Raw genomic sequence first — 20,344 nt, 5'->3', positions numbered from 1 at the left:
CGGGCTGATGGGCGCCGCCACCGCAGGGCAACGCGGCAAGCGCGTGCTGGTGATCGACCACGCCCCCGAAGCGGGAAAGAAGATCGTCATCTCTGGCGGAGGCCGCTGCAACTTCACCAACATCCACACCGCGCCGGACCGCTATATTTCCGCCAATCCCCATTTCGCCAAGTCGGCGCTGGGCCGCTACACCCCGTCCGATTTCCTCGCGCTGGTGGAGCGCCACAAGATCGCCTGGCATGAAAAGACCCTCGGCCAGCTATTCTGCGACGGCTCCGCGCGCCAGATCGTCGCCATGCTGCTGGACGAATGCGCGGCGGGCGGCGTCGACATCCGCCTCGGCCACGCGATCGCCGCCGTCGACCATGCCGACGCCCACTATCGCGTCACCCATGGCGACCGCATCGCCCGCGCCCCGGCGCTGGCGATCGCGACCGGTGGGCCTTCCATCCCCAAAATGGGCGCGACCGGCTTCGCCTATGACCTCGCCCGCCGTTTCGGCCTCAAGGTCGTGGAGCCGCGCCCCGCGCTCGTGCCGCTGACGCTGGGCGGCGAAGACCTCCTCTTCCGCTCCCTCTCCGGCGTCTCCGCCGAAGTGATCGCCCGCACCGGCAAGACCGCTTTTCGCGAAGCCGCATTGCTGACCCATCGCGGCCTGTCCGGCCCCGCCATCCTGCAAATCTCCTCCTATTGGCGGCACGGCCAGCCCATCGACCTCGACTTCTTCCCCGATCACCCGCAAGGCTGGCTGATCGAAGCCAAGCGCCACAAGCCCCGCGCCACGCTGGCCCAGACGCTGCGCGCCCACCTTCCCGACCGCCTCGCCGACGCGCTGGCCGACCGCCTCGCGCTCTCCGGCGATCTCGGCAACCTTCCCGACAGGACACTCGCCGAAGCCGAACGCCGCCTCTCCGGCTGGACCTTCCTCCCCAACGGCACCGAAGGCTATGCCAAGGCGGAAGTCACCTCCGGCGGCATCGCCACCGACGGCCTGTCCTCCCGCACCATGGAAGCGCGCCACGCCCCCGGCCTCTACGCCATCGGCGAAGCGGTGGATGTCACCGGCTGGCTCGGCGGCTATAATTTCCAATGGGCCTGGGCCAGCGGCGTCGCGGCCGGTCAGGCCGTCTGATCGGAACGGCGGCGGCGCTGCGGGAGAGGGTGGGCGCACGCCGCCGGCATCAGCGCCCGCCTTCCCTCTCCAGCAACGCCGCCGCCCGCGCGATATTCTCCCGGTGGCTCTCCAGCATCGCCTTCAAGTCGGCATGCAGCCTCTCATCCCGCACGCGCGGCGTCAGCGTCTCCAGCTTGCGGACCACCCACGCCTGCCCCCGATTGAGGAAGGCGAGCCGTTCCCAGGGCTCCGCGATCGCCATCGCCTTGCCGTAAAAGGCCCCGGTCCGGCGCGACGGCGCGGCCTCCAGCCGCCTGAGATGCCGCGACAACATCGCGCACCATCGCGCCTCGTCCGCGCGCACGTCGCCCATCAGCGTCCCATAATCCGGCGCGGGCCCCTGTTTCGCCGATGCCAGCGCCACGCGCGCGCCCGCCCGTTCCGCCTCCAGCAATTCGTCGAGCGCCGCCACGATCTCCGCCCGCCCGGCATGGCCCATATAGGCCCCGTCGACCCCGGCGGCATAGCAAGGCGGCGAGGCAGGCTCGTGCGTCATGCCGAAATCGCCGCCGCCGCCCGCAACCCGCTGCGTATCCGGTCCATCACGCCCGGATCGGCCTTGGTCGAATGGACCACATAGGCGGAATAGGAGAATTCCGGGCTGTCGGGCACCAGCGCCAGCCGCCCCTCCTCCAGATAGGATCGGATGAACCCCTTGCGGAAATAGCCGCTGCCTCCCGCCGCCAGGATATAGTCCAGCGCCAGCGGCCCATAGCCGATCGACACCACCGCATTGGGCTGGTCGGGAAAGGCCGCCTGATAGCTTGCCGCGAACTCCTCGCCCCAGTCGATCTGCACATGGTCCTCCGGGCCGAGCGGGCGGTTGGCGGGCGTCGTCCGCACCAGCACCAGCTTCTCCTCGAACAGCAGTTCCGCGATCACGCCGGGGCGGCTGGGCGCGGCATAGAGGATGGCCACGTCCAACGATCCGTCCTGCACCTGCTCCATCAGCCGGTCCGACGCCGCGATCTGCGTCGCCACCGCGATTTCGGGACATTCGCGCCGCATCCACAGCAGCCAGTGGCGCAGCAGCGGGCTCCACAGGCTGAGCTCCGCGCCCACCGTCACCACCGTCTCGCGTCCCGGCGGCAGCGCCACGGCGCGGCGCGCCCTTTCCCACACCTGCACCATGGTGGTGGCGAAGCGCAGGAACTGCTCGCCCGCCGGGGTCAGCTTCGCCCCCGCCTTGTTGCGGATGAAGACGGGCCGGTCGAGCTGCTCCTCCAGCACCCGGATGCGCGCGCTCACCGCCGTCTGCGTCAGGTTGAGGTTGGCCGCCGCGCTCACGAAGCTGCCGGTCTTCACGACCTCCAGGAAAGTCCGCGCGACGCTAATATCCATCAATAAAATTCTTTCATTTCAAATAACAATTATATTCATTTGCTTGTTGCATCATAGCGGACGGATGATGCCCTCGCAAGGGAGAGCGCCCATGTCCGACGATGCCGAAACCCGAAGCGGTCCCACGCCATGAAGCCCATGGACCCATGGAAGGCGGAGCCGCCGCGGGGCCCGAACCGCCGCCCGGCCAGCTTCTGGCCCGGCGCGGTCGCCATGGCGCTGGCGACGCTGCTCCTCGGCCTGTTCATGGCCGGCACGATCACCGCGCAGACGCTTTATCCCCTGCTCATGCTCGTCATCGCGATCCCGATGGGCTATCTCATCCTCATCGACGTGGAGCCGCCGCCCTGGCACGAAGTGCCGCCGCCCCCCGACATCGCCTCCGTCTGGCCGCCCCGGCCCGACAACCGGCGCAAGCGGCGCGGCAAGGGGCGGAATAACAGCAAATAAAATGCGCTGAACTCTCTATAACATTCGTTTGTTCATGGATGGAGACTGCCGCACAGTAGGCGCGTCTGCATGAAGGAGTTCCCATGACCATCCAGCTTGGGCAGATCGCGCCCGATTTCGAACAGGACAGCACCCACGGCCCCATCCGCTTCCACGACTGGCTGGGATCGAGCTGGGGCATATTGTTCAGCCATCCGAAGAATTTCACGCCCGTCTGCACCACCGAACTGGGCGAAGTCGCGCGCCTGCGTCCCGAATGGGACAAGCGCGGCGTGAAGCCCATCGGTCTGTCGGTGGACCCGGTGGAAGCCCATCGCAAATGGGAACTCGACATAGAGGAAACGCAGAAGCACAAGCTCGATTTCCCGATGCTGGCCGACCCCGACGGGCGCGTGTCGGGCCTCTACGGCATGATCCACCCGGAAAGCGATCCGACCGTCACCGTGCGCTCCGTCTTCGTCATCGATCCGCAGAAGAAGGTCCGTCTGGTCCTCACCTATCCGCCCAGCACGGGCCGCAATTTCGCGGAGGTGCTGCGCGCCATCGACAGCCTGCAACTGACCGACGCGCGCAGCATCGCCACGCCCGTCAACTGGGAACCGGGCCAGTCCGTGGTGATCTCCCCCAAATTGTCGGAAGAGGAGGCCAACCGCCAGTTCCCGCAGGGCTACAGGACGTTGAAGCCCTATCTCCGGCTGGTCGACCTGTAAGGCGCACGCGGAGGAGGAGGCCCGTCCGGCGCCTCCTCCTCCCCCCATGATCCTCGCGCCAATTTCGTTACAATATCGAAACGAAAATCCGGAACGCGTTCACTTCGCCATCTCCTTCATGGTTTCGCCTTCCCCCTCCGCCCCATAGTGCCGCGCCAGCAGGGCGCAGGCGATCAGCTGCATCTGGTGGAACAGCATCAGCGGCAGGATCAAGGGCCCCACCACGCTCGCCGGAAACAGCACGCCCGCGATCGGCACGCCCGACGCCAGGCTTTTCTTCGACCCGCAGAATTGCAGCACGATCGCATCCTCCCGCGCCAGGCCCAGCGCCCGTCCCAGCACCCATGTGAACAGCAGCACCACGACCAGCATCGCGACGCACACCCCCGCCAGCAGCGCCAGTTCCGCCCGCGACATCTTGTGCCACAGCCCCTCCACCACCGCCGCGCTGAAAGCGGAATAGACGATCAGCAGGATCGACGTCCGGTCCACCCGCCCCAGCATCGTCCGGTGCCGCCCGACAAAGCCCCCGATCCACGGCCGCAGCAAATGCCCCACCACAAAGGGCAGCAGCAATTGCAGCACGATCCCCTCGATCGAATGGAGCGAGATCATCCCCGCCGTCCCGCCGCTCCCCATCAGCAGCGCGACCAGCACCGGGGTCAGGAATATGCCCAGCAGGTTCGAAAAGGACGCGCTCACCACCGCCGCCGCCACATTGCCCCGCGCGATGGCGGTGAAGGCGATGGACGATTGCACCGTCGAAGGCAGCAATGTCAGGAACAGCAATCCCGCCCGCATCGTCGCGGGCAGCGCCCCGATCTGCTGCGCCGCCAGCCCCAGCAGCGGGAAGGCGGCGAAGGTCGTTCCCAGCGTCGCCAGATGCAGCTTCCACGCCCGCGCCCCGTTCCAGATCGCCTCCCGCGACAGCTTCGCGCCATGGAGGAAGAAGAGCAGCACGATGCCCACATCCGCCGCCATGTCCACCACCCGCGCGCCCCGTCCATGCGCCGGGGCCAGCGACGCCAGCACCACCATGGCGATCAACAGCAGCAGGAAGGGGTCCAGGATCAATCTCAGCCGACTCATGCAGCCTATGTGCTGAAAAGAGACGGCAAAGGATAGACGGGAAGGCCGTCATCGGCCAACAATCCGGCTTGGCCGTTTCAGGGAGCAGGATCGTGAGCGAAGGCATCAATCTGGCGGAGAGCGAAGGCGTCATCGAAATCCACATCGACCGCCCCGACAAGAAGAACGCGCTCACCGCCGCCATGTACCACGCCATGACCGCCGCGCTGGCCGATGCCTCCCGCCGCTCCGATGTGGGCGCGGTCCTGATCGCCGGGAAGGGAAGCGATTTCTGCGCCGGGAACGACCTCAAGGATTTCCTGGCAGGCCCGCAGGGCGGCGAAGCGGCTTTCGCATTCATCCGCGCCATCGCGGTCTTCGACAAGCCCGTCGTCGCGGCGGTGCAGGGTCTGGCGGTGGGCGTCGGCACCACCATGCTGTTCCATTGCGACCTGATCTACGCCGCGCCCGACGCCCGCTTCATCATGCCCTTCGTCAATCTGGGGATCGTGCCCGAAGCCGGCTCCAGCCTGCTGGCGCCCGCGATCATGGGCCACGCCAAGGCCGCCGCCATGCTGCTGCTGGGCGAACCCATGGATGCCGAAGCGGCGGACCGGGCGGGACTGGTCAGCGCCGTCGTTCCGAATGACGTCCTTCTCGACCATGCGCGGAAGAAGGCCGCCGCCCTGACGTCAAAGCCGCCTCAGGCGCTCGCGGCCACCCGCCGCCTGCTAAAAGGCGATCTCGACGGACTACGCGCCCGCATCGACGAAGAAGGCCGCCTGTTCATGGAAGCCATGCAATCCGCCGAGGCGCAGGAGGCTTTCACGGCCTTCTTCGAAAAGCGCGCCCCGGTCTTCCGCCGACCGTCCTGACGGTCACTTCTTCAAATCATTGCCCGCTTTTTCCAGCGATTCACCCACGTCCCGTTTCGCCTCGCCCGCTTCGCGGCGCGCATCACGGGCGGCGTTGTCGGCCGCCGCGCCGACCTTGTCGGAGCCTTCATCGATGGCGCGCCCCGCGCGGTCCAGCCCATTGTCGATCCGGTCGCCCGCGCTTTCCATGGAACTGCTGATGTCATTCCCGATCGCGGAACCGCTATTCTCCAGACTGTCCTGCGCCTTCTCCGAACAGGCCGACAAGCCCGCGACGGACATGATGGCGGCAACCGCCAGAAAGGATTTCCTCATGATCTCTCCCTCGTTTCACCCATGAACCGGTAATAAGCGCATCAGCCGCCAGAAGGTTGCGCGCGGAAAGGTTCAGCGGCTTCGCAGCCCCAGAACCATGGATTTGTCCTCATCAGGGATCAACCCTTCCAGCACGCGCCAGAAGCCCGTGACCGATCCCTGCCCCGCCTGCGCATAGGCGGTCGCCATCTTCTCCCGCAGCGCGCGGAACAGTTCCGCCTCCAGCGCCGCGCCCGCCGGACTGAGCCGCAACAGCTTTTGCCGCCTGTCGCTCGCGCCCTGCCGCGTTTCGATATAGCCACGCTCGATCAGGTCGGTGAGCACACGCCCGAGCGACTGTTTCGTGATCGCCAGCAGCCGAAGCAGATCCTTGACGGTCAGGTCCGGCTGTCGGGAGATGAAATAAAGCGCCCGATGATGCGCGCGCCCCAGTCCCTGCGCCGCCAACCCTTCATCGATGGATCGGGTCAGCGCGGAATAGCCGAAATAGAGCATCTCGATGCCGCGCCGTATCTCATCCTCGCGCAGGAAAAGCGGGGATGCCGGGGAAATCTGCGATGCGGTCAGGCTGTTGTTTGCGGGCATGGCCAGCGATTTCCTCGGGCTCGTTCGGTCCCGTCATCTTGCCGCGCAATGATCGCCATGACTAGGCTTTCCTTTCGCGGATCAGGCGTTATATGCGATCCGCATCAGCCATTTCCGGCGATCCGATGGGGCGTAGCCAAGCGGTAAGGCAGCGGTTTTTGGTACCGCCATGCGCAGGTTCGAATCCTGCCGCCCCAGCCAGGACTTAGCGGACTTGTCCACGACGCGTTCCGCACTTTTCATGCCGTTACCGCCTTTATGACAAGCCATAAGGGTTATGCTGATCGGCGGATTCCGGTTTGTCCCAAAACTGCCTAGCTTCCCCCTTGCGGGCATCGGGCGCGGAGGGACGGATGCAATATATTCCCGATCTGTTTGGAGGAGGGCAGGATCCGGCCATCCCCCGTATCGACGCAAACGGCCTGCACATGATCGGCGGGCGTCCCATGAAGGATGAAGCACAAGCCCGCATGAAGATCGCCATCCTGACGGTGGCCAGCAATATCCATGCGATTCGCTGGATCAATGCGCTGGCGGAACGGGGGCTGGATATTCTGGTGATCACGCAGCAGCCACCATTGCCGGGTGACTATCACCCTGCCGTGCATTTCGCGCTTCTGCCGTTTCGAGGCCGCCTCGCCTATCTGTTCAATGCGCCGTTCGTGCGCTGGTTCTATCACCGATCGGGCGCGGACTTCCTGCATGTGCATTATGCGGGCGGATATGGCGCGACGGTCTGGCTGTCCGGTGTCACCCGGCCGCTGATTTCCGTATGGGGCGGGGACGTTTATGAAGTGCCCTTCCGAAGCCGGCTGCATCGCATGGCCGTCATCGGCGCGCTGGGGAGAGCCAGCCGCATCACCTCCACCAGCCATGTGATGAAGACGCAGGTGAAGCGGCTAGGGGTATCCACGCCAATAGATGTCGTGCCATTCGGCGTGGACACCGGGACGTTCCAGCCCCGCGCGAAAAGAGACGGTCGGTTCGTCGTGGGAACGGTCAAGACCCTCAAGCGCAAATATGGCATCGATACGCTCATCCGCGGCTTCGCCGGCGCGCTGCATGATCCCGCCTTCCTGGCGCTCGATCCGGAACTGCGGATCGCGGGCGGCGGACCCGAACGGCAAAGCTATGAACTGCTGGCGAAGTGCCTGGGAATCGGCAATCGGGTCACCTTCCTTGGCCCGATCAGGCATAGGGATGTTCCCGCCACCCTCCATGGGTTCGACATTTATGCGGCGCTCAGCAGAGACGATAGCGAAAGCTTCGGCGTCGCCATCATTGAAGCGAGCGCCTGCGGCTTGCCGGTCGTGGTCTCCGATGCCGGAGGGCTTCCCGAAGTCGTCGAGCAGGAGGTGACGGGCTTCGTCATTCCCCGCGACGACCCGGCCGCCCTGGGCGAGCGGCTGCGCCAGCTTGCCGCGGCCCCCGCCTTGCGGGCAAAGCTGGGCGAGGCGGGGCGCGCGCGAGTGGCCCGGCTTTACGAATGGTCGGACAATGTAGAGGCGATGCTGGGCATCTATGAGAGGGTGCGGCAGGAACAAGGGCGGTTCCCGGGCGGGTTTTTCCGCAACTATCGGGAAAGACGGATGCGGAGAAGGCTGAAGAAGCAAGAAGCGCGCGCCCTGACGGAAGACGGCATCGCCTTCGCCGACGAGCCGCGATGGTTCCGCATGGCTTCAGCGAAACGGAATAGCGGGGCCAACGCTCCGGCGGCTGATAACATCATCGCCTTTCCCCCTTCCAGTTGATTGCGATCCACGGCGCGCAGGAGCGCCTTGCCCTCTTATCTTCCCGCGCCTAAAGCATCGGCTCATGCCCGAAGCCACTATTCCTTCCGCATCGTCCGAACTGACCGGCCGGGCGTTGTTTCCGCATCGCCATCTGCTCTCCATCGCGGACCTCAAACCCTGGGAAATCCGTTTCCTGCTGGACGAGGCCGAGCAATGGGCCAAGGCCAATCGCGGCAATGCGCGCAAGCATGACGGCCGGTTGGCGGGCATGACGCAGATCAACGCCTTTTTCGAAAACTCCACCCGCACGCTGCTGTCGTTCGAGATCGCGGGCAAGCGGCTGGGCGCGGACGTGGTGAATATGCATGCGGGCCAATCCAGCGTGAAGAAGGGAGAGACGCTGATCGACACGGCGATGACCTTGAACGCCATGGCCGCCGACGTGATCGTGATCCGCCATGCCAGTTCGGGCGCGGTGGCGCTGATCGCGGACAAAGTGGACTGCCCGGTGCTGAACGCAGGCGATGGATGGCACCAGCATCCCACGCAGGCGCTGCTCGACGCGCTCACCATCCGGCGGCGAAAGGGCGGGTTCGAAGGGCTGATCGTCGCGATCTGCGGCGACATTCTCCATAGCCGCGTGGCGCGCTCCAACATGCTGAGCCTTGCCGCGCTGGGCGCGCAGGTGCGGGCTGTCGCTCCGCCGACCCTGATGCCGCCGGAGGTCGAGATGCTGGGCGCGACACCCTGTTACCGCATGGATGAGGGGCTGGACGGCGCGGACGTGGTGATGATGCTGCGGCTCCAGAATGAGCGGATGGATGGAGCCTTCATCCCCTCCCCGCGCGAATATCACATGCTTTACGGGCTGACGCCGGAACGGCTCGCGATCGCGAAGCCCGACGCGCTGGTGATGCATCCCGGTCCCATGAACAGGGGCGTGGAGATTTCCAGCAATGTCGCGGACGATCCCGATCGTTCGGCGATCACCGAACAGGTGGAAATGGGCGTGGCGGTGCGGATGGCCTGCCTGGACGTGCTGACGCGAAGCGCGCGCGGCATGGAGGGATGGGCATGAGCAAACTCGCCATCGTCAACGGGAAGCTGGCCGATCCGGCTGGATCTGACCTTGTTGCCGGCACGATCCTGATCGAAGGCGACCGGATCGTGGCGGCGGGCGACGTCGCGGTGCCGAAGGATGCCGAGACAGTCGATGCCAAGAGCTTGGTGGTCGCGCCGGGGCTTGTCGATCTCGGCGTCTTTGCAACGGACAAGCCTGCTTTCCATTTCGGCGGGATCACGCGGGCGGCGCTGATGCCGGACCAGTCCTCGCCGCTCGACGATGTGGGTCTGATCCAGCAGGCGACGCGAGCGGGCAAACCCGATTTCTGGGTCCACCCCATCGCGGCGGCGACGCGCGGCCTCAAGGGCGCGGAACTGGCCGAGATCGGCATGATGCAGGCGGCGGGCGCGAAAGCCGTGGGCACCGGACGTCAGTGGATCGCGGATTCGGGGATGATGCTGCGGGTGCTGTCCTATGCATCGGGGCTGGGGCTGACGGTGATCAGCCATGCAGAGGATGGCGGGCTGGCCGGGAAGGCGGTCGCGACCAGCGGAGAAACGGCGACGCGGCTGGGCCTGCCCCATGCACCGGCCTGCGCCGAGGCGCTGGCGATCGTGCGCGACATCATGCTGGCGCGGGAAACGAGCGCCGCGCTGCATTTCCGGCTGGTGACGACGAAAGCGGGCTTCGACCTCATCCGCGCGGCCAAGGCGGAGGGGTTGAAGGTGACATGCGGGATCAGCCCCGCCTATCTCTTCCTCAACGATCAGGCCGTGACGGATTTCCGCACCTTCGCGCGGCTGTCTCCCCCGCTGCGCGCGGAGGACGACCGCAAGGCGGCGCTCGACGCGGTGCGCGACGGAACGGTGGACGTCATCACCTCCAGCCACGACCCGCGCGGGCCGGAGGACAAGCGCCTGCCCTTCGCCGATGCCGCGCCGGGCATGGCAGGCGCGGAAACCCTGCTGGCGTTGTCGCTCAACCTGGTGCGCGACGGATTGCTATCCATCAACCGGCTGATGACGCTGCTCAGCGCCAATCCTGCCCGGATTCTGGGCGTGGATGCGGGCGGGTTCTCCACGGGAAGCGCGGCGGACCTCATCTTTGTCGACCCCGATGCGCCATGGATCGTGGATTCCGGCAAGATGGCGGCGCAGGCAGGCAACACGCCCTTCGACCGAATGCCGGTGCAAGGTCGGGTGCGGCGGATCATGAAGGGCGGGACTTTTCTGTAAACCTTCGCTTGCCGTCCTTTCGACGGTGCGGATGGAACTCCCTGCGCTTCTCGCGCGCTTGCCTGTGAGGGCCACAAGAAGGGGGAGCCGATGAGAGAACAGGTCGCGCAGCAAGTCCATGTCGATGCGCCGTGGAAGATTCCGCCCCGCGCCTGGTGGGAAATCCTGAAACGCGTCTATGCCGCGATATCGGGCAATCATCTTTCGCTGCTGGCGGCGGGCGTCGCTTATTATGCCTTCCTCAGCCTCGCGCCGCTGCTGGCGGCCGTCGTCATGACCTATGGCCTGTTCGGCGATCCGCAGCTGGTGAGCCGCCACATGCAGGCGATCATCACCGTGGTTCCGGCCGACGCCGCCTCGCTCATCAACGATCAGTTGCTGGGCGTCGTTTCCACCGCCAAGGGCGTGGCGGGCATCGGCCTTGCCGTAGCCCTCGCGCTGGCGATCTATGGCGCCACGCGCGCGGCTTCCGCGGTGATGGAGGCGCTGAACGTCGTTTATGGAGAGAAGGAAGGGCGCGGTTTCTTCTCCTTCTACCGCGTATCGATGGGGATCACCTTTTCTGCCGTGCTGGTCGTCGTCGCAGGCGTCTTTACGGCGACGATCATCGGCCTCCTGCAAAAGCTGCTCACTGGATGGGGGCCGGGCGTGCTGTTCGCGATCAAGGCGGTGACGTGGATTTCCGCCGGGCTGCTCGCCAGCCTGATCTTCGGCCTCATCTACCGCTTCGGCCCCAATCGCAGGCAGGTGCAATGGCAATGGCTGACGGTGGGATCGGTGGCCGCGACGCTGTGCTGGCTGGGCGCGACGCTGGCGGTATCGATCTATGTCTCGCAATTCGGCAATTATAACGAGACCTATGGCTCACTCGGCGCGGTGGTCGTGCTGCAACTCTGGCTGTTCGTCTCCGCCTTCGTGGTGCTGCTGGGCGCGCAGATCAATGCGGAGGCCGAACGGCAGACCAGCGCGGAAACCGGCGTGGGCGAACCGATGGAGCAAGCGGCTTAAATCCCGCTTGCCCTGCCCGCCTGCCCACGCTAAAGCGCCCTCCTTCGCCAGTACAGGAGTGTAGCTCAGCTGGTAGAGCGTCGGTCTCCAAAACCGAATGCCGGGGGTTCGAGTCCCTCCACTCCTGCCATGCGAACCGCCGTCGTTCCTTGTTTTTACAGGGAATTGCGATTAGGTGCGCGGGTGAAGAATTGGGTCGCGGAGCGGCGGCCGCACCCCGGGACGCTGATATGGCGGGGTCCGGAGGGCGGACTGTTGCTTCGCGAATTGGCGTTGACACGAAGGTTTTGAGGCAGGCGATGGCGAAGGTTTCCCCGGGCGAATTCGTCAATCAGGTGAAGACCGAAGCGTCGAAGATCGTATGGCCCACCGGCCGCGAAACGGTGATGACGGCGGTCATGGTCGTCATCATGACGACGCTGCTGGGCCTTTTCTTCTTCGGCATCGACACCTTCTTCGGCGCGATCGTCCAGTGGCTGCTGGGCTTCGCATCGGGTCAGGGCTGAGCTTTCGGCTTTTTTGGGAGTTTGAGACGGTAACATGGCGCGCTGGTACATCATCCACGCCTATTCGGGCTTCGAGAACAAGGTGAAGGAATCGATCCTCTCCGAAGCCGAGCGCATGGGCCTCTCCCAACTGGTCGAGCAGGTCGAGGTGCCCACCGAGACGATCACCGAGGTGAAGCGCGGCAAGAAGGTGCAGGTCGAGCGCAAGTTCATGCCCGGCTATGTCCTCGCCAAGCTCAGCCTGAATGACGACATCTACCATCTGATCCGCAACACGCCCAAGGTGACGGGTTTTCTGGGCGCTAGCGGCAAGCCTCAGGCGATCAGCGAATCGGAGGCCGCCCGCTATTTCGGCGCGCAGCAGGAAGCCGCCGCCGCGCCCAAGCATCAGGTCAATGTCGACTATGAGATCGGCGACAGCGTCAAGGTGCTGGACGGTCCCTTCGCCAGCTTCAATGGCGTGGTCGAGGAACTGGATTTCGAGAAGAACCGGGTCAAGGTGTCGGTGTCGATTTTCGGCCGCGCCACGCCGGTCGAACTGGATTTCGAACAGGTCGAACTGTCGAAGTAAGGATTTTCGGGCTCTGGCCCGGAAATGTTGCGGGAGGGTCGCTTCGGCGATCCGTCAAGACCGCTAAACTTGAACCGGGAGACGGGCTTGCCTTATCTCCCAGCAACAGAGTGAGTAACAATGGCCAAGAAGATTACGGGCTATATCAAGCTCCAGGTGCCCGCTGGAGCCGCCAACCCCTCGCCGCCGATCGGTCCGGCGCTGGGTCAGCGCGGTGTGAACATCATGGAATTCTGCAAGGCATTCAACGCCTCGACGGAAAAGATGGAAAAGGGCACGCCGCTGCCGACCATCATTACCGTCTATGCGGACCGTTCTTTCAGCTTCGTGACGAAGCAGCCGCCCGCCACCTATCTCATCAAGAAGGCCGTGAATTTGAAGTCCGGTTCGAAGGAGCCGGGCAAGGTCACCGCCGGAACGATCAAGCGCTCGCAGCTCGCCGAGATCGCGCAGGCCAAGATGGCCGACCTCAACGCGAACGACATCGACGCGGCGACGAAGATCATCGAAGGCTCCGCCCGCGCGATGGGCCTCGAAGTGGTGGAGGGCTAAGACCATGGCAAAGCTGACGAAGAAGGCGAAGACCCTGGCCGCTGCCGTCGACAGGGACAAGCTGCACGGCGTCGACGAGGCGCTGGGCCTCATCAAGACCCACGCGACCGCCAAGTTCGACGAAAGCGTCGAGATCGCGATCAACCTGGGCGTTGATCCGCGTCACGCCGACCAGATGGTCCGTGGCGTCGTCACCCTGCCCGCGGGCACTGGCAAGACCGTGCGCGTCGCGGTGTTCGCCCGTGGCGACAAGGCTGAGGCTGCGACCGCCGCTGGCGCCGACGTGGTGGGCGCCGAAGACCTGCTGGAATCGATCCAGGCCGGCAATATCGACTTCCAGCGCGTGATCGCGACCCCGGACATGATGGGTCTGGTCGGCCGCCTCGGCAAGGTGCTGGGCCCCAAGGGCCTGATGCCGAACCCGAAGCTGGGCACCGTGACCCCGAACGTCGCCGAAGCGGTCAAGGCCGCCAAGGGCGGCCAGATCGAGTTCCGCGTCGAAAAGGCGGGGATCATCCATGCGGGCCTGGGCAAGGCCAGCTTCAGCCAGGACGATCTGCGCAAGAATTTCGACGCCTTCGTCGATGCGATCGTCAAGGCGAAGCCCGCCGGCGCCAAGGGCAAATATGTCCGCAAGATCGCCCTGTCCTCCTCCATGGGTCCGGGCGTGAAGGTCGACGTGGCGGAAGTCGCTGCCGCCTGACCGGACGCGTATAATGTATAGGGGAGCCTCCTTCCTCCGCGCGGGGGAAGGAGGCTTTCGCTTTTTGGCGGTGGCCCAGCGCTATCCGCCATCAACCGTTCGGCTGTTTGGACGAGCCGCTCGTCTCATCCAAATGTCGAGGCCCCGCGCCTTGCTACAAAGGCGCAGGTTCAGAACGAACGGATTCATGAGGCGGGACGAAGCCTCTCACAGGGAACCGTCGGACAAGGGCGGGTCGCTTTTATCCGATGGAACATAAATGACATTCGAACACCTCCCTCCCCTGCTCGCCGACGCGCTCGCCAAGAAGGGCTATGAGGGCCTGACCCCGGTCCAGGCCGAAGTGACGCAGGCCGAAGCGGAAGGCCGCGACCTGATCGTTTCGGCGCAGACCGGATCGGGCAAGACCGTGGCTTTCGGCCTTGCCATGGCGGGCGAATTGCTGGGCGAGGCGGGAAAGCTGCCTGTCCCGGGCCTTCCGCTGGCGCTGGCGATCGCGCCGACACGCGAACTGGCGTTGCAGGTCAGCCGGGAACTGGAATGGCTCTATGGGGCTGCGCGGGCGCGGATCGCTACCTGCGTAGGCGGCATGGACGCAGCCAAGGAACGACGGGCGCTTTCCCACGGCGCGCATATCGTCGTCGGCACGCCGGGACGCCTGCGCGACCATCTGGAGCGTGGGGCGCTCGACCTGTCGAACCTGCGCACGGTCGTGCTGGATGAAGCCGACGAGATGCTCGACATGGGCTTTCGCGAGGATCTGGAGGAGATTCTCGACGCGACGCCGGCGGAGCGGCGGACCTTGCTGTTCTCCGCGACCATGCCCAAGCCCATCGTGGCGCTCGCCCGGCGCTACCAGAAGGATGCGCTGCGAATTTCCACCGTCGGCGAAGATCGCGGCCATGGCGACATCAGCTATCAGGCGGTGACGGTCGCACCCGCCGACATCGAAAATGCCGTGGTGAACCTGCTGCGGTTTCATGAGGCGGAGACGGCGATCCTGTTCTGCGCGACGCGCGACAATGTGCGGCATCTCCACGCGAGCCTGACCGAACGGGGCTTTGCCGCCGTGGCGCTGTCGGGCGAACATAGCCAGAATGAGCGCAATCACGCGCTTCAGGCGCTACGCGACAAACGGGCGCGGGTGTGCGTAGCGACGGACGTGGCGGCGCGCGGTATCGACCTGCCGAACCTCAGCCTCGTCATCCATGTCGAGTTGCCGCGCGATGCCGAAACGATGCAGCACCGGTCGGGTCGCACCGGGCGGGCAGGGAAGAAGGGGACGGCGGTGCTGATCGTCCCCTATCCGCGACGCCGCCGCGTCGAATCCATGCTGCGCGGCGCGAAGATCCCCGTGGAATGGGGCACGCCGCCCAGCCGGGAGGCCATTCAGGAACAGGATAATGCGCGTCTGCGGGCCACGCTGATGGCACGGGCCGAACTGGACGAAGCGGACTGGGCGCTGGGTGCGGAACTGCTGGCGGAAAAGAGCGCGAAGGAAATCGCGGCGATGCTGGTGCGGAGCGCCCGCTCCTCGCTCCCCGCGCCGGAGGAATTGCTCGACGCCAGCGAAGCGCCGCCACGACGGGACGGGCCGCGCCCCGGCTTCGAGGATACGACCTGGTTCCAGATGAACATCGGGCGGCGGCAAAATGCCGATCCGCGCTGGATATTGCCTCTGATCTGCCGCCGAGGCCATGTCAGCCGGGGCGAGATCGGCGCGATCCGCATCGCCGCCAACGAAACACTGTTCGAGATTCCCTCCGCCATCGCCTCGCGCTTCATGGCGGCGGTGAAACGGACGGGGCAGGCAAGCGATGAGGGCGCGGACGTTGCCATCGAGCAGATCGAGGGCAAGCCGCGCGAACAGGCGCGCGAACATCGCAAAGCTGGCGGACGGCCCGGCAATGGCGACCGCCCCCGCAGCGGAGCGCCGCATAGCGCACGTCCGTTCAAAGGGCCAAAACGTCCCGCCCCACGCAAGCCGCGCGGGTAGTCACGCACACCTCTCCATCATCGGTTCGTCATGGACGGATCGATGATCGATGATGGCATGGAACCGGGACAGGACAACTGGCCGGATCGGACCCCGATCCCGCCGGCGTCCTGAAGCCGGTCACCCTGCGCCGCAGAGCATCAACATGCGCGACGCCAGCTCCCGCTCGCCCATGACGACATAAGGAACGCCCAGCCCTTCCAGATGAGCCACTTCGGCATCGCTGTGGGCGCGCGCGATGACCTGGATGTCGGGATTGAGGTTGCGCGCATGTTGATGGATCGCGCCGCATTCGAAGCCTTCCGGCACGGCGATGAGCAGGCGGCGCGCCTTGCCGATACCCGCGGCGATCAGATGCCGGTCCTCCAGCGCGCTGCCGCGCACCACGGACAGGCCAGCTTCCTCAGCCTCCTCCGCCCGCTCCGCATCCCCTTCGATCACGACGAAATGCACATTGCGTTCCTTGAGGCGCGAGGCGATCATCTTGCCTACCCGGCCATAGCCGACCAGAATGACATGGCCCATCCGGGGCTTTTCGGTGGCCGGCTCCTCCTTCTCCTCCCCTTCCTCTTCCCTGCGGGCGCGCACGACCAGCGAGAAGATGATCGGATTGAGCAGGATCGACACGATCGCACCCGCGAGGATCAGGTCGCGTCCTTCCGCCGGCAGGACGCCAAGGCCGGTGCCGAGCGACGCCAGGATGAAAGAAAATTCGCCGATCTGCGCGAGACTCGCCGAAATGGTGAGCGCCGTGTCCGTCGGATGGCCGAAGGCGCGCACGATGAAGAAGGCCGCGATCGTCTTGCCCACGATGATGATCGCGACGGTCGCGAGCAAAAGCAGGGGCTGCTGCACCAGCACGGCGGGATTGAACAGCATCCCCACCGACACGAAGAACAGCACGGCGAAGGCATCGCGAAGCGGCAGGGTTTCCTCCGTCGCGCGGCGGCTGAGGGGGGTTTCGCCCAGGATCATGCCCGCAAAGAACGCGCCCAGCGCGAAGGACACGTCGAACGCCACGGCCGCGCCGAAGGCGACGCCGAGCGCTATGGCAAGGACGGCGAGACGGAACAGCTCGCGCGATCCGGTGTGGACGACCCAGTGCAGCGCCCATGGAATGACCCGACGACCGACGATCAGCATCAGCGCGACGAAACCCAGGACCTTCAGCATCGTGCCCAGAAGCGGCGCCAGCAATGCTTCCATGCCGACGCCCGCTTCGGCGCTGTTCATCACCCCCGCCAGAGCCGGAAGCATGACGAGCGCCAGCACCATCACCAGATCCTCGACGATCAGCCAGCCCACCGCTATGCGCCCGCGCCGGGTTTCGATCAGGTTCGCGCCTTGCAACGCCCGCAGCAGGACGACCGTGCTGGCGACCGACAAGGCCAGGCCGAAGACGAGGCCGCCCATGATCGACCAGCCCTGCGTCCAGGCAAGGGCCATGCCGAGCAGCGTGGCGACCGCGATCTGGCCTATGGCGCCGGGCACCGCGATCTTCCGGACCGACAGCAGGTCGCGCAGGGAGAAGTGGAGCCCGACGCCGAACATCAGCAGGATGACGCCGATCTCCGCCAGTTCGTTCGCCAGATTGGCGTCCGCGACGAAACCGGGCGTGAACGGGCCGACCATGATGCCCGCGAGCAGATAGCCGACGAGCGGGGAAAGCTTGAGACGATGGGCGAGGGCGCCCAGGATGAACGCGACGACAAGACCTGCAACGATGGTGCCGATCAGCGGCGTGTGGTGGGGCATAGAAATCCTTTGTTACGCCTGCCGGCGGAGAGCGGCGAAGCCGCCGCTTCCACCGGCAGGATGATCGCTTTATTCGATAGCCGTCAGCAAGGCGGCGGACAAAAGAGCCGCCGCCGCGCCAAGGCCGGACATGACGGCAGGCATGAACCACCAGGGCGGACGGCGGTCGCCGCGCCGCGCTCTTCTGCGGGACATGAGCGCACTCCTTGTTCGGGAAGAAACGGACCGGCCGGCGTTGGCGACGCGAACCGGCTGCAAGCTTTCCGTCAGATGCGCGGCGGGGCCCTGGCGGGCGGAAGATGGGCGGGAGCGACGGAGAGGACCGCCCGGGCGATAGAAGACAAAGGCGCGGCGGCGGCGCGAAGGCGCCAGCACAGGACCGGCAAAACCATGAACGAGATGGCGAAGTGAAAGGGATTGGGAATGGGGAGCGGGACGAGGCCCGCCCCGTCCGGGCCTGCAAGGCGCTTGGCCTGGGGGGCGGCGGGGGAGCGGGCCTTGAGCACCACGCTGGTGGTGGCGGGATTGAAGGCCGATCCGGTCAGCTTGCTGGAAGGAAGGCCCAGCGGCGCGATGGCGCAGAGCAGCGCGACGCAGATCGCCATCCACAGGGTCGCGAGGAAGAGCGGACGGCCCTTCCCTGATCCCCGGCTGTGGCGTCGCTGCGGCATGCGCTTCCTTTCTCTACCGCAAATAGGAGGTATAAGCGCCGAATGCCAGTTTCGATTCCCGCCCATATCGGTTGACATCGGCGAGTCATTCCCTTACCGGGCCACATTCCCGCGCGGGTCGGCAGGACGTTCGTCCTTGATGATCTGCGTAAAGCAGATTTGAACGAGAAGAGAAAAGCCATGTTCGCAGTCGTGCGCACGGGCGGCAAGCAGTATCGCGTCGCCGCCGGAGACAAGATCGTCGTCGAAAAGCTGGCCGGCGAGGCCGGCGACAAGGTGACGCTGGACGATGTCCTGTTCGCCGGTGAAGGCGGCAAGGCGCAGGACGCCGGAAAGCTGACCGTCGCCGCCGAGATCATCGCGCAGGCGAAGGGCGAGAAGGTCATCGTCTTCAAGAAGCGCCGCCGCCACAATTACCGCCGCAAGAACGGCCACCGCCAGAACCACACGATCCTGAAGATCGTGTCGATCGGCGCCTGAGCCCCAGCAGCAAAAGATTTCAAGGAGTTAGGTCATGGCACATAAGAAAGCTGGCGGTTCGTCGCGCAACGGTCGCGATTCGGAATCCAAGCGCCTTGGCGTGAAGAAGTTCGGCGGTCAGGACGTGATCGGCGGCAACATCATCATCCGCCAGCGCGGCACGCGCGTCTATCCGGGCCGCAATGTCGGCATGGGCAAGGACCATACGCTGTTCGCGCTCGGCGAAGGCCGCGTGGTATTCCACACCGGCAAGCTCGGCCGCAAATATGTGTCGGTCGACGCCATGGCGGAAGCCGCCGAATAATCGGACGATCGATGACGGATCGTCCTTCGCAGGGGCGATCCTCCCGGTAGAAAGCCATCAGGCGGACTGCCGGTGTTTCGAGGGAAACAAGGGGCGCCCCATCCGGGAGCGCCCCTTGTTTCGTTTGTGGGGTTTCCCCCGGTTGGTTTGGAGATAGCGGAGTTTGCGGAGGCAGCGCCGGAGGACGGTTTGGGTGGATTGGTGACGGTCCGCTTTCCTCATTCCGTTCGCTCTGAGCAAAGTCGAAGGGCACGGCCGACCGTAGGGAGGCCACTTCGCTCCGCTCAGTGGAAGGCTTCGACTTCGCTCAGCCGAAACGGATGGAGGAATGTCCGCCCCTGGCCGAAACCCGCCATCGCTGGACGGCGGATTCGCCTGTTGCGCCATCGCCATATTTTTCCGTCAAAGCGCTGGAACCAAAGACATTTTCGTGCGTCCATCGCGCAACCGGGGCAGCCAGCCGAGACCGTCGCCAAGTCGTAACTTTCATCGGCCAAGGGCATGTCCAGAATCGAGGAGAGACCTATCATGTTCGCCCGTACCCCCCGCCTGCTGCTGAGGCCCGGCTGGAAGGAGGATGCGCCCGCCCTGGCCCACGCCATCGGCGATGCCGCCATCCTGCGGAACCTGACCCGCGCGCCCAGCCCCTATGGCCCGCAGGATGCCGAATCCTTCCTGTCGATGCCGCAGGATTCGCGCCAGCCGCGCCTGCTGATCTTCGCCCGCACCCAAGGCGCGCCGCGTCTGGTCGGCGGATGCGGAATCCACAGCGCCGCCGACGATGCGCCCGAACTGGGCTATTGGATCGCCCGCCCCTATTGGGGGCTGGGCTTCGCGACGGAAGCGACCCGCGCGCTGCTGGGCATGGCGCGCGCCAACGGCCTGCGCCACCTGCGCGCCGCCCATTTCGCGGACAATCCCGCTTCGGGCCATGTGCTGCGGAAGCTGGGGTTCCATTTCACCGGGCGCATCGAAAAGCGGCGCAGCCCCGGCCGCGACAACGCCGCCGACTGCCTGGTCTTCGAAGAAGGCGAAGGCGCGCTCATGCCGGTGGACCCGGCGCTCGACATCTATGGCGACGCCCTGCCCGCCCTGGCGGCGTAGAGGCGCGCCCCGGACCGGGAGGCGCTTCTCCCTCCGCCTCCCGGTCCCACCCCATGCGGCAACGCTACCCCGCCGCTTTCATCCTCCCGCATGAGCGATCGGGCTTCGTCCGCCGCGATGAAGCGGTGCCGGGCTTTTCTTCGCT

At 65.6% G+C, this 20,344-nt stretch carries 24 protein-coding genes and 2 tRNA genes; 18 read left to right on the top strand and 8 right to left on the bottom strand.

Annotation, left to right across the window (positions count from 1 at the left end; all coding sequences use genetic code 11):
- The first annotated feature begins 7 nt into the window (after positions 1–7).
- Positions 8–1,132, top strand: a complete 1,125-nt coding sequence (locus tag SCLO_RS16840; RefSeq protein WP_231923266.1) for a BaiN/RdsA family NAD(P)/FAD-dependent oxidoreductase — start codon at positions 8–10, stop codon at positions 1,130–1,132.
- Between the two features lie 49 nt (positions 1,133–1,181).
- Here the strand turns inward: SCLO_RS16840 and SCLO_RS16835 are convergent, their stop codons facing one another.
- A complete protein-coding gene (locus tag SCLO_RS16835) occupies positions 1,182–1,670 on the bottom strand; it encodes a DUF6306 domain-containing protein (protein WP_066518143.1) in 489 nt (162 codons plus the stop codon).
- Positions 1,667–2,515, bottom strand: coding sequence for a LysR family transcriptional regulator (locus tag SCLO_RS16830; protein ID WP_066518142.1), 849 nt, complete (start codon positions 2,513–2,515; stop codon positions 1,667–1,669). The genes SCLO_RS16835 and SCLO_RS16830 overlap by 4 nt, the downstream gene beginning before the upstream one ends.
- Before the next feature lie 129 nt (positions 2,516–2,644).
- Here SCLO_RS16830 and SCLO_RS16825 point away from each other — a divergent pair, with 129 nt between their 5' ends.
- Positions 2,645–2,965, top strand: coding sequence for a hypothetical protein (locus SCLO_RS16825; RefSeq protein WP_123905533.1), 321 nt, complete (start codon positions 2,645–2,647; stop codon positions 2,963–2,965).
- A gap of 83 nt (positions 2,966–3,048) precedes the next feature.
- Positions 3,049–3,675 carry a peroxiredoxin gene (locus SCLO_RS16820; RefSeq protein ID WP_066518132.1) on the top strand — a complete coding sequence of 209 codons (627 nt, stop codon included), beginning with the start codon at positions 3,049–3,051 and terminating at the stop codon, positions 3,673–3,675.
- A gap of 99 nt (positions 3,676–3,774) precedes the next feature.
- On the opposite strand, the gene SCLO_RS16815 is transcribed toward SCLO_RS16820, so the two are convergent.
- The gene (locus SCLO_RS16815) at positions 3,775–4,764 is read right to left on the bottom strand and encodes a bile acid:sodium symporter family protein (RefSeq protein ID WP_066518125.1); all 990 of its coding nucleotides are present in this window, start codon (positions 4,762–4,764) and stop codon (positions 3,775–3,777) included.
- A gap of 92 nt (positions 4,765–4,856) precedes the next feature.
- On the opposite strand from SCLO_RS16815, the gene SCLO_RS16810 reads away from it, so the two are divergent.
- Positions 4,857–5,618 (top strand): enoyl-CoA hydratase, encoded by a 762-nt coding sequence (locus SCLO_RS16810; protein WP_066518122.1) that lies wholly within the window; start codon positions 4,857–4,859, stop codon positions 5,616–5,618.
- A 3-nt stretch (positions 5,619–5,621) separates the two neighbouring features.
- On the opposite strand, the gene SCLO_RS16805 is transcribed toward SCLO_RS16810, so the two are convergent.
- Both SCLO_RS16805 and SCLO_RS16800 read right to left on the bottom strand, forming a co-directional pair.
- Entirely contained in the window at positions 5,622–5,933 is a 312-nt protein-coding gene (locus SCLO_RS16805) for a hypothetical protein (protein WP_066518120.1), read from the bottom strand.
- Between the two features lie 72 nt (positions 5,934–6,005).
- On the bottom strand, positions 6,006–6,518 hold the full coding sequence (locus tag SCLO_RS16800; RefSeq protein WP_066518118.1) for a MarR family winged helix-turn-helix transcriptional regulator: 513 nt from the start codon (positions 6,516–6,518) through the stop codon (positions 6,006–6,008).
- Between the two features lie 126 nt (positions 6,519–6,644).
- Here SCLO_RS16800 and SCLO_RS16795 point away from each other — a divergent pair.
- The 11 genes from SCLO_RS16795 to SCLO_RS16745 all read left to right on the top strand — a co-directional run bounded on the left by SCLO_RS16795 (position 6,645) and on the right by SCLO_RS16745 (position 15,885).
- Positions 6,645–6,719, top strand: a tRNA-Gln gene (locus tag SCLO_RS16795).
- A 152-nt stretch (positions 6,720–6,871) separates the two neighbouring features.
- Positions 6,872–8,269, top strand: coding sequence for a glycosyltransferase (locus SCLO_RS16790; RefSeq protein WP_066518115.1), 1,398 nt, complete (start codon positions 6,872–6,874; stop codon positions 8,267–8,269).
- A gap of 64 nt (positions 8,270–8,333) precedes the next feature.
- The gene (locus SCLO_RS16785; protein ID WP_066518113.1) at positions 8,334–9,329 is read left to right on the top strand and encodes an aspartate carbamoyltransferase catalytic subunit; all 996 of its coding nucleotides are present in this window, start codon (positions 8,334–8,336) and stop codon (positions 9,327–9,329) included.
- Positions 9,326–10,549, top strand: coding sequence for a dihydroorotase (locus SCLO_RS16780; protein ID WP_066518244.1), 1,224 nt, complete (start codon positions 9,326–9,328; stop codon positions 10,547–10,549). Before SCLO_RS16785 ends, SCLO_RS16780 begins: the two co-directional genes overlap by 4 nt.
- Positions 10,550–10,639: 90 nt before the next feature.
- On the top strand, positions 10,640–11,557 hold the full coding sequence (locus tag SCLO_RS16775) for a YihY/virulence factor BrkB family protein (RefSeq protein WP_066518111.1): 918 nt from the start codon (positions 10,640–10,642) through the stop codon (positions 11,555–11,557).
- 54 nt (positions 11,558–11,611) lie between these two features.
- Positions 11,612–11,687: transfer RNA gene (locus SCLO_RS16770), tRNA-Trp, on the top strand.
- A 169-nt stretch (positions 11,688–11,856) separates the two neighbouring features.
- Positions 11,857–12,063, top strand: a complete 207-nt coding sequence (secE, locus tag SCLO_RS16765) for a preprotein translocase subunit SecE (RefSeq protein WP_021247338.1) — start codon at positions 11,857–11,859, stop codon at positions 12,061–12,063.
- Positions 12,064–12,097: 34 nt separating this feature from the next.
- Positions 12,098–12,634, top strand: coding sequence for a transcription termination/antitermination protein NusG (gene nusG / locus SCLO_RS16760; protein ID WP_066518109.1), 537 nt, complete (start codon positions 12,098–12,100; stop codon positions 12,632–12,634).
- A gap of 120 nt (positions 12,635–12,754) precedes the next feature.
- Positions 12,755–13,186: a 50S ribosomal protein L11 gene (gene rplK / locus SCLO_RS16755; RefSeq protein WP_021238463.1), complete on the top strand. Its 432-nt coding sequence runs from the start codon at positions 12,755–12,757 to the stop codon at positions 13,184–13,186.
- Positions 13,187–13,190: 4 nt separating this feature from the next.
- Entirely contained in the window at positions 13,191–13,889 is a 699-nt protein-coding gene (gene rplA / locus SCLO_RS16750) for a 50S ribosomal protein L1 (protein ID WP_066518106.1), read from the top strand.
- Positions 13,890–14,148: 259 nt separating this feature from the next.
- The gene (locus tag SCLO_RS16745) at positions 14,149–15,885 is read left to right on the top strand and encodes a DEAD/DEAH box helicase (protein ID WP_066518105.1); all 1,737 of its coding nucleotides are present in this window, start codon (positions 14,149–14,151) and stop codon (positions 15,883–15,885) included.
- Positions 15,886–16,005: 120 nt separating this feature from the next.
- On the opposite strand, the gene ybaL is transcribed toward SCLO_RS16745, so the two are convergent.
- From ybaL to SCLO_RS16735, 3 genes are all read right to left on the bottom strand, one after another.
- Positions 16,006–17,640: a YbaL family putative K(+) efflux transporter gene (gene ybaL, locus SCLO_RS16740; protein WP_066518103.1), complete on the bottom strand. Its 1,635-nt coding sequence runs from the start codon at positions 17,638–17,640 to the stop codon at positions 16,006–16,008.
- Positions 17,641–17,709: 69 nt separating this feature from the next.
- On the bottom strand, positions 17,710–17,835 hold the full coding sequence (locus tag SCLO_RS24220) for a hypothetical protein (RefSeq protein ID WP_255210246.1): 126 nt from the start codon (positions 17,833–17,835) through the stop codon (positions 17,710–17,712).
- Positions 17,836–17,906: 71 nt separating this feature from the next.
- Positions 17,907–18,311, bottom strand: coding sequence for a hypothetical protein (locus tag SCLO_RS16735; protein ID WP_066518101.1), 405 nt, complete (start codon positions 18,309–18,311; stop codon positions 17,907–17,909).
- Between the two features lie 180 nt (positions 18,312–18,491).
- Here SCLO_RS16735 and rplU point away from each other — a divergent pair, with 180 nt between their 5' ends.
- The 3 genes from rplU (at position 18,492) to SCLO_RS16720 (ending at position 20,199) form a co-directional block, all read left to right on the top strand.
- Positions 18,492–18,791 carry a 50S ribosomal protein L21 gene (gene rplU / locus SCLO_RS16730; protein WP_066518098.1) on the top strand — a complete coding sequence of 100 codons (300 nt, stop codon included), beginning with the start codon at positions 18,492–18,494 and terminating at the stop codon, positions 18,789–18,791.
- Positions 18,792–18,825: 34 nt separating this feature from the next.
- Entirely contained in the window at positions 18,826–19,095 is a 270-nt protein-coding gene (rpmA, locus tag SCLO_RS16725; protein WP_066518095.1) for a 50S ribosomal protein L27, read from the top strand.
- Between the two features lie 528 nt (positions 19,096–19,623).
- Positions 19,624–20,199, top strand: coding sequence for a GNAT family N-acetyltransferase (locus SCLO_RS16720; protein WP_066518094.1), 576 nt, complete (start codon positions 19,624–19,626; stop codon positions 20,197–20,199).
- The last annotated feature ends 145 nt before the right edge of the window (positions 20,200–20,344 follow it).

This window comes from Sphingobium cloacae, assembly GCF_002355855.1.
Classification (GTDB): Bacteria; Pseudomonadota; Alphaproteobacteria; order Sphingomonadales; family Sphingomonadaceae; genus Sphingobium; species Sphingobium cloacae.
The sequence above is the reverse complement of the archived record's forward strand: the minus strand, read 5'-3'. Positions and strand labels throughout refer to the sequence as shown.

Excerpts from the sequence above, each read along its gene's own strand:
- SCLO_RS16780 (WP_066518244.1), top strand. The coding sequence starts at position 9,326 with ATGAGCAAACTCGCCATCGTCAACGGGAAGCTGGCCGATCCGGCTGGA.
- SCLO_RS24220 (WP_255210246.1), bottom strand. The coding sequence starts at position 17,835 with ATGTCCCGCAGAAGAGCGCGGCGCGGCGACCGCCGTCCGCCCTGGTGG.
- SCLO_RS16840 (WP_231923266.1), top strand. The coding sequence starts at position 8 with ATGGGCGCCGCCACCGCAGGGCAACGCGGCAAGCGCGTGCTGGTGATC.
- SCLO_RS16785 (WP_066518113.1), top strand. The coding sequence starts at position 8,334 with ATGCCCGAAGCCACTATTCCTTCCGCATCGTCCGAACTGACCGGCCGG.
- ybaL (WP_066518103.1), bottom strand. The coding sequence starts at position 17,640 with ATGCCCCACCACACGCCGCTGATCGGCACCATCGTTGCAGGTCTTGTC.
- SCLO_RS16800 (WP_066518118.1), bottom strand. The coding sequence starts at position 6,518 with ATGCCCGCAAACAACAGCCTGACCGCATCGCAGATTTCCCCGGCATCC.
- SCLO_RS16835 (WP_066518143.1), bottom strand. The coding sequence starts at position 1,670 with ATGACGCACGAGCCTGCCTCGCCGCCTTGCTATGCCGCCGGGGTCGAC.
- SCLO_RS16805 (WP_066518120.1), bottom strand. The coding sequence starts at position 5,933 with ATGAGGAAATCCTTTCTGGCGGTTGCCGCCATCATGTCCGTCGCGGGC.
- rpmA (WP_066518095.1), top strand. The coding sequence starts at position 18,826 with ATGGCACATAAGAAAGCTGGCGGTTCGTCGCGCAACGGTCGCGATTCG.
- secE (WP_021247338.1), top strand. The coding sequence starts at position 11,857 with ATGGCGAAGGTTTCCCCGGGCGAATTCGTCAATCAGGTGAAGACCGAA.
- SCLO_RS16790 (WP_066518115.1), top strand. The coding sequence starts at position 6,872 with ATGCAATATATTCCCGATCTGTTTGGAGGAGGGCAGGATCCGGCCATC.
- SCLO_RS16745 (WP_066518105.1), top strand. The coding sequence starts at position 14,149 with ATGACATTCGAACACCTCCCTCCCCTGCTCGCCGACGCGCTCGCCAAG.
- SCLO_RS16830 (WP_066518142.1), bottom strand. The coding sequence starts at position 2,515 with ATGGATATTAGCGTCGCGCGGACTTTCCTGGAGGTCGTGAAGACCGGC.
- SCLO_RS16735 (WP_066518101.1), bottom strand. The coding sequence starts at position 18,311 with ATGCCGCAGCGACGCCACAGCCGGGGATCAGGGAAGGGCCGTCCGCTC.
- rplK (WP_021238463.1), top strand. The coding sequence starts at position 12,755 with ATGGCCAAGAAGATTACGGGCTATATCAAGCTCCAGGTGCCCGCTGGA.
- nusG (WP_066518109.1), top strand. The coding sequence starts at position 12,098 with ATGGCGCGCTGGTACATCATCCACGCCTATTCGGGCTTCGAGAACAAG.
- rplU (WP_066518098.1), top strand. The coding sequence starts at position 18,492 with ATGTTCGCAGTCGTGCGCACGGGCGGCAAGCAGTATCGCGTCGCCGCC.
- SCLO_RS16820 (WP_066518132.1), top strand. The coding sequence starts at position 3,049 with ATGACCATCCAGCTTGGGCAGATCGCGCCCGATTTCGAACAGGACAGC.
- SCLO_RS16775 (WP_066518111.1), top strand. The coding sequence starts at position 10,640 with ATGAGAGAACAGGTCGCGCAGCAAGTCCATGTCGATGCGCCGTGGAAG.
- SCLO_RS16720 (WP_066518094.1), top strand. The coding sequence starts at position 19,624 with ATGTTCGCCCGTACCCCCCGCCTGCTGCTGAGGCCCGGCTGGAAGGAG.
- SCLO_RS16815 (WP_066518125.1), bottom strand. The coding sequence starts at position 4,764 with ATGAGTCGGCTGAGATTGATCCTGGACCCCTTCCTGCTGCTGTTGATC.
- SCLO_RS16825 (WP_123905533.1), top strand. The coding sequence starts at position 2,645 with ATGAAGCCCATGGACCCATGGAAGGCGGAGCCGCCGCGGGGCCCGAAC.
- rplA (WP_066518106.1), top strand. The coding sequence starts at position 13,191 with ATGGCAAAGCTGACGAAGAAGGCGAAGACCCTGGCCGCTGCCGTCGAC.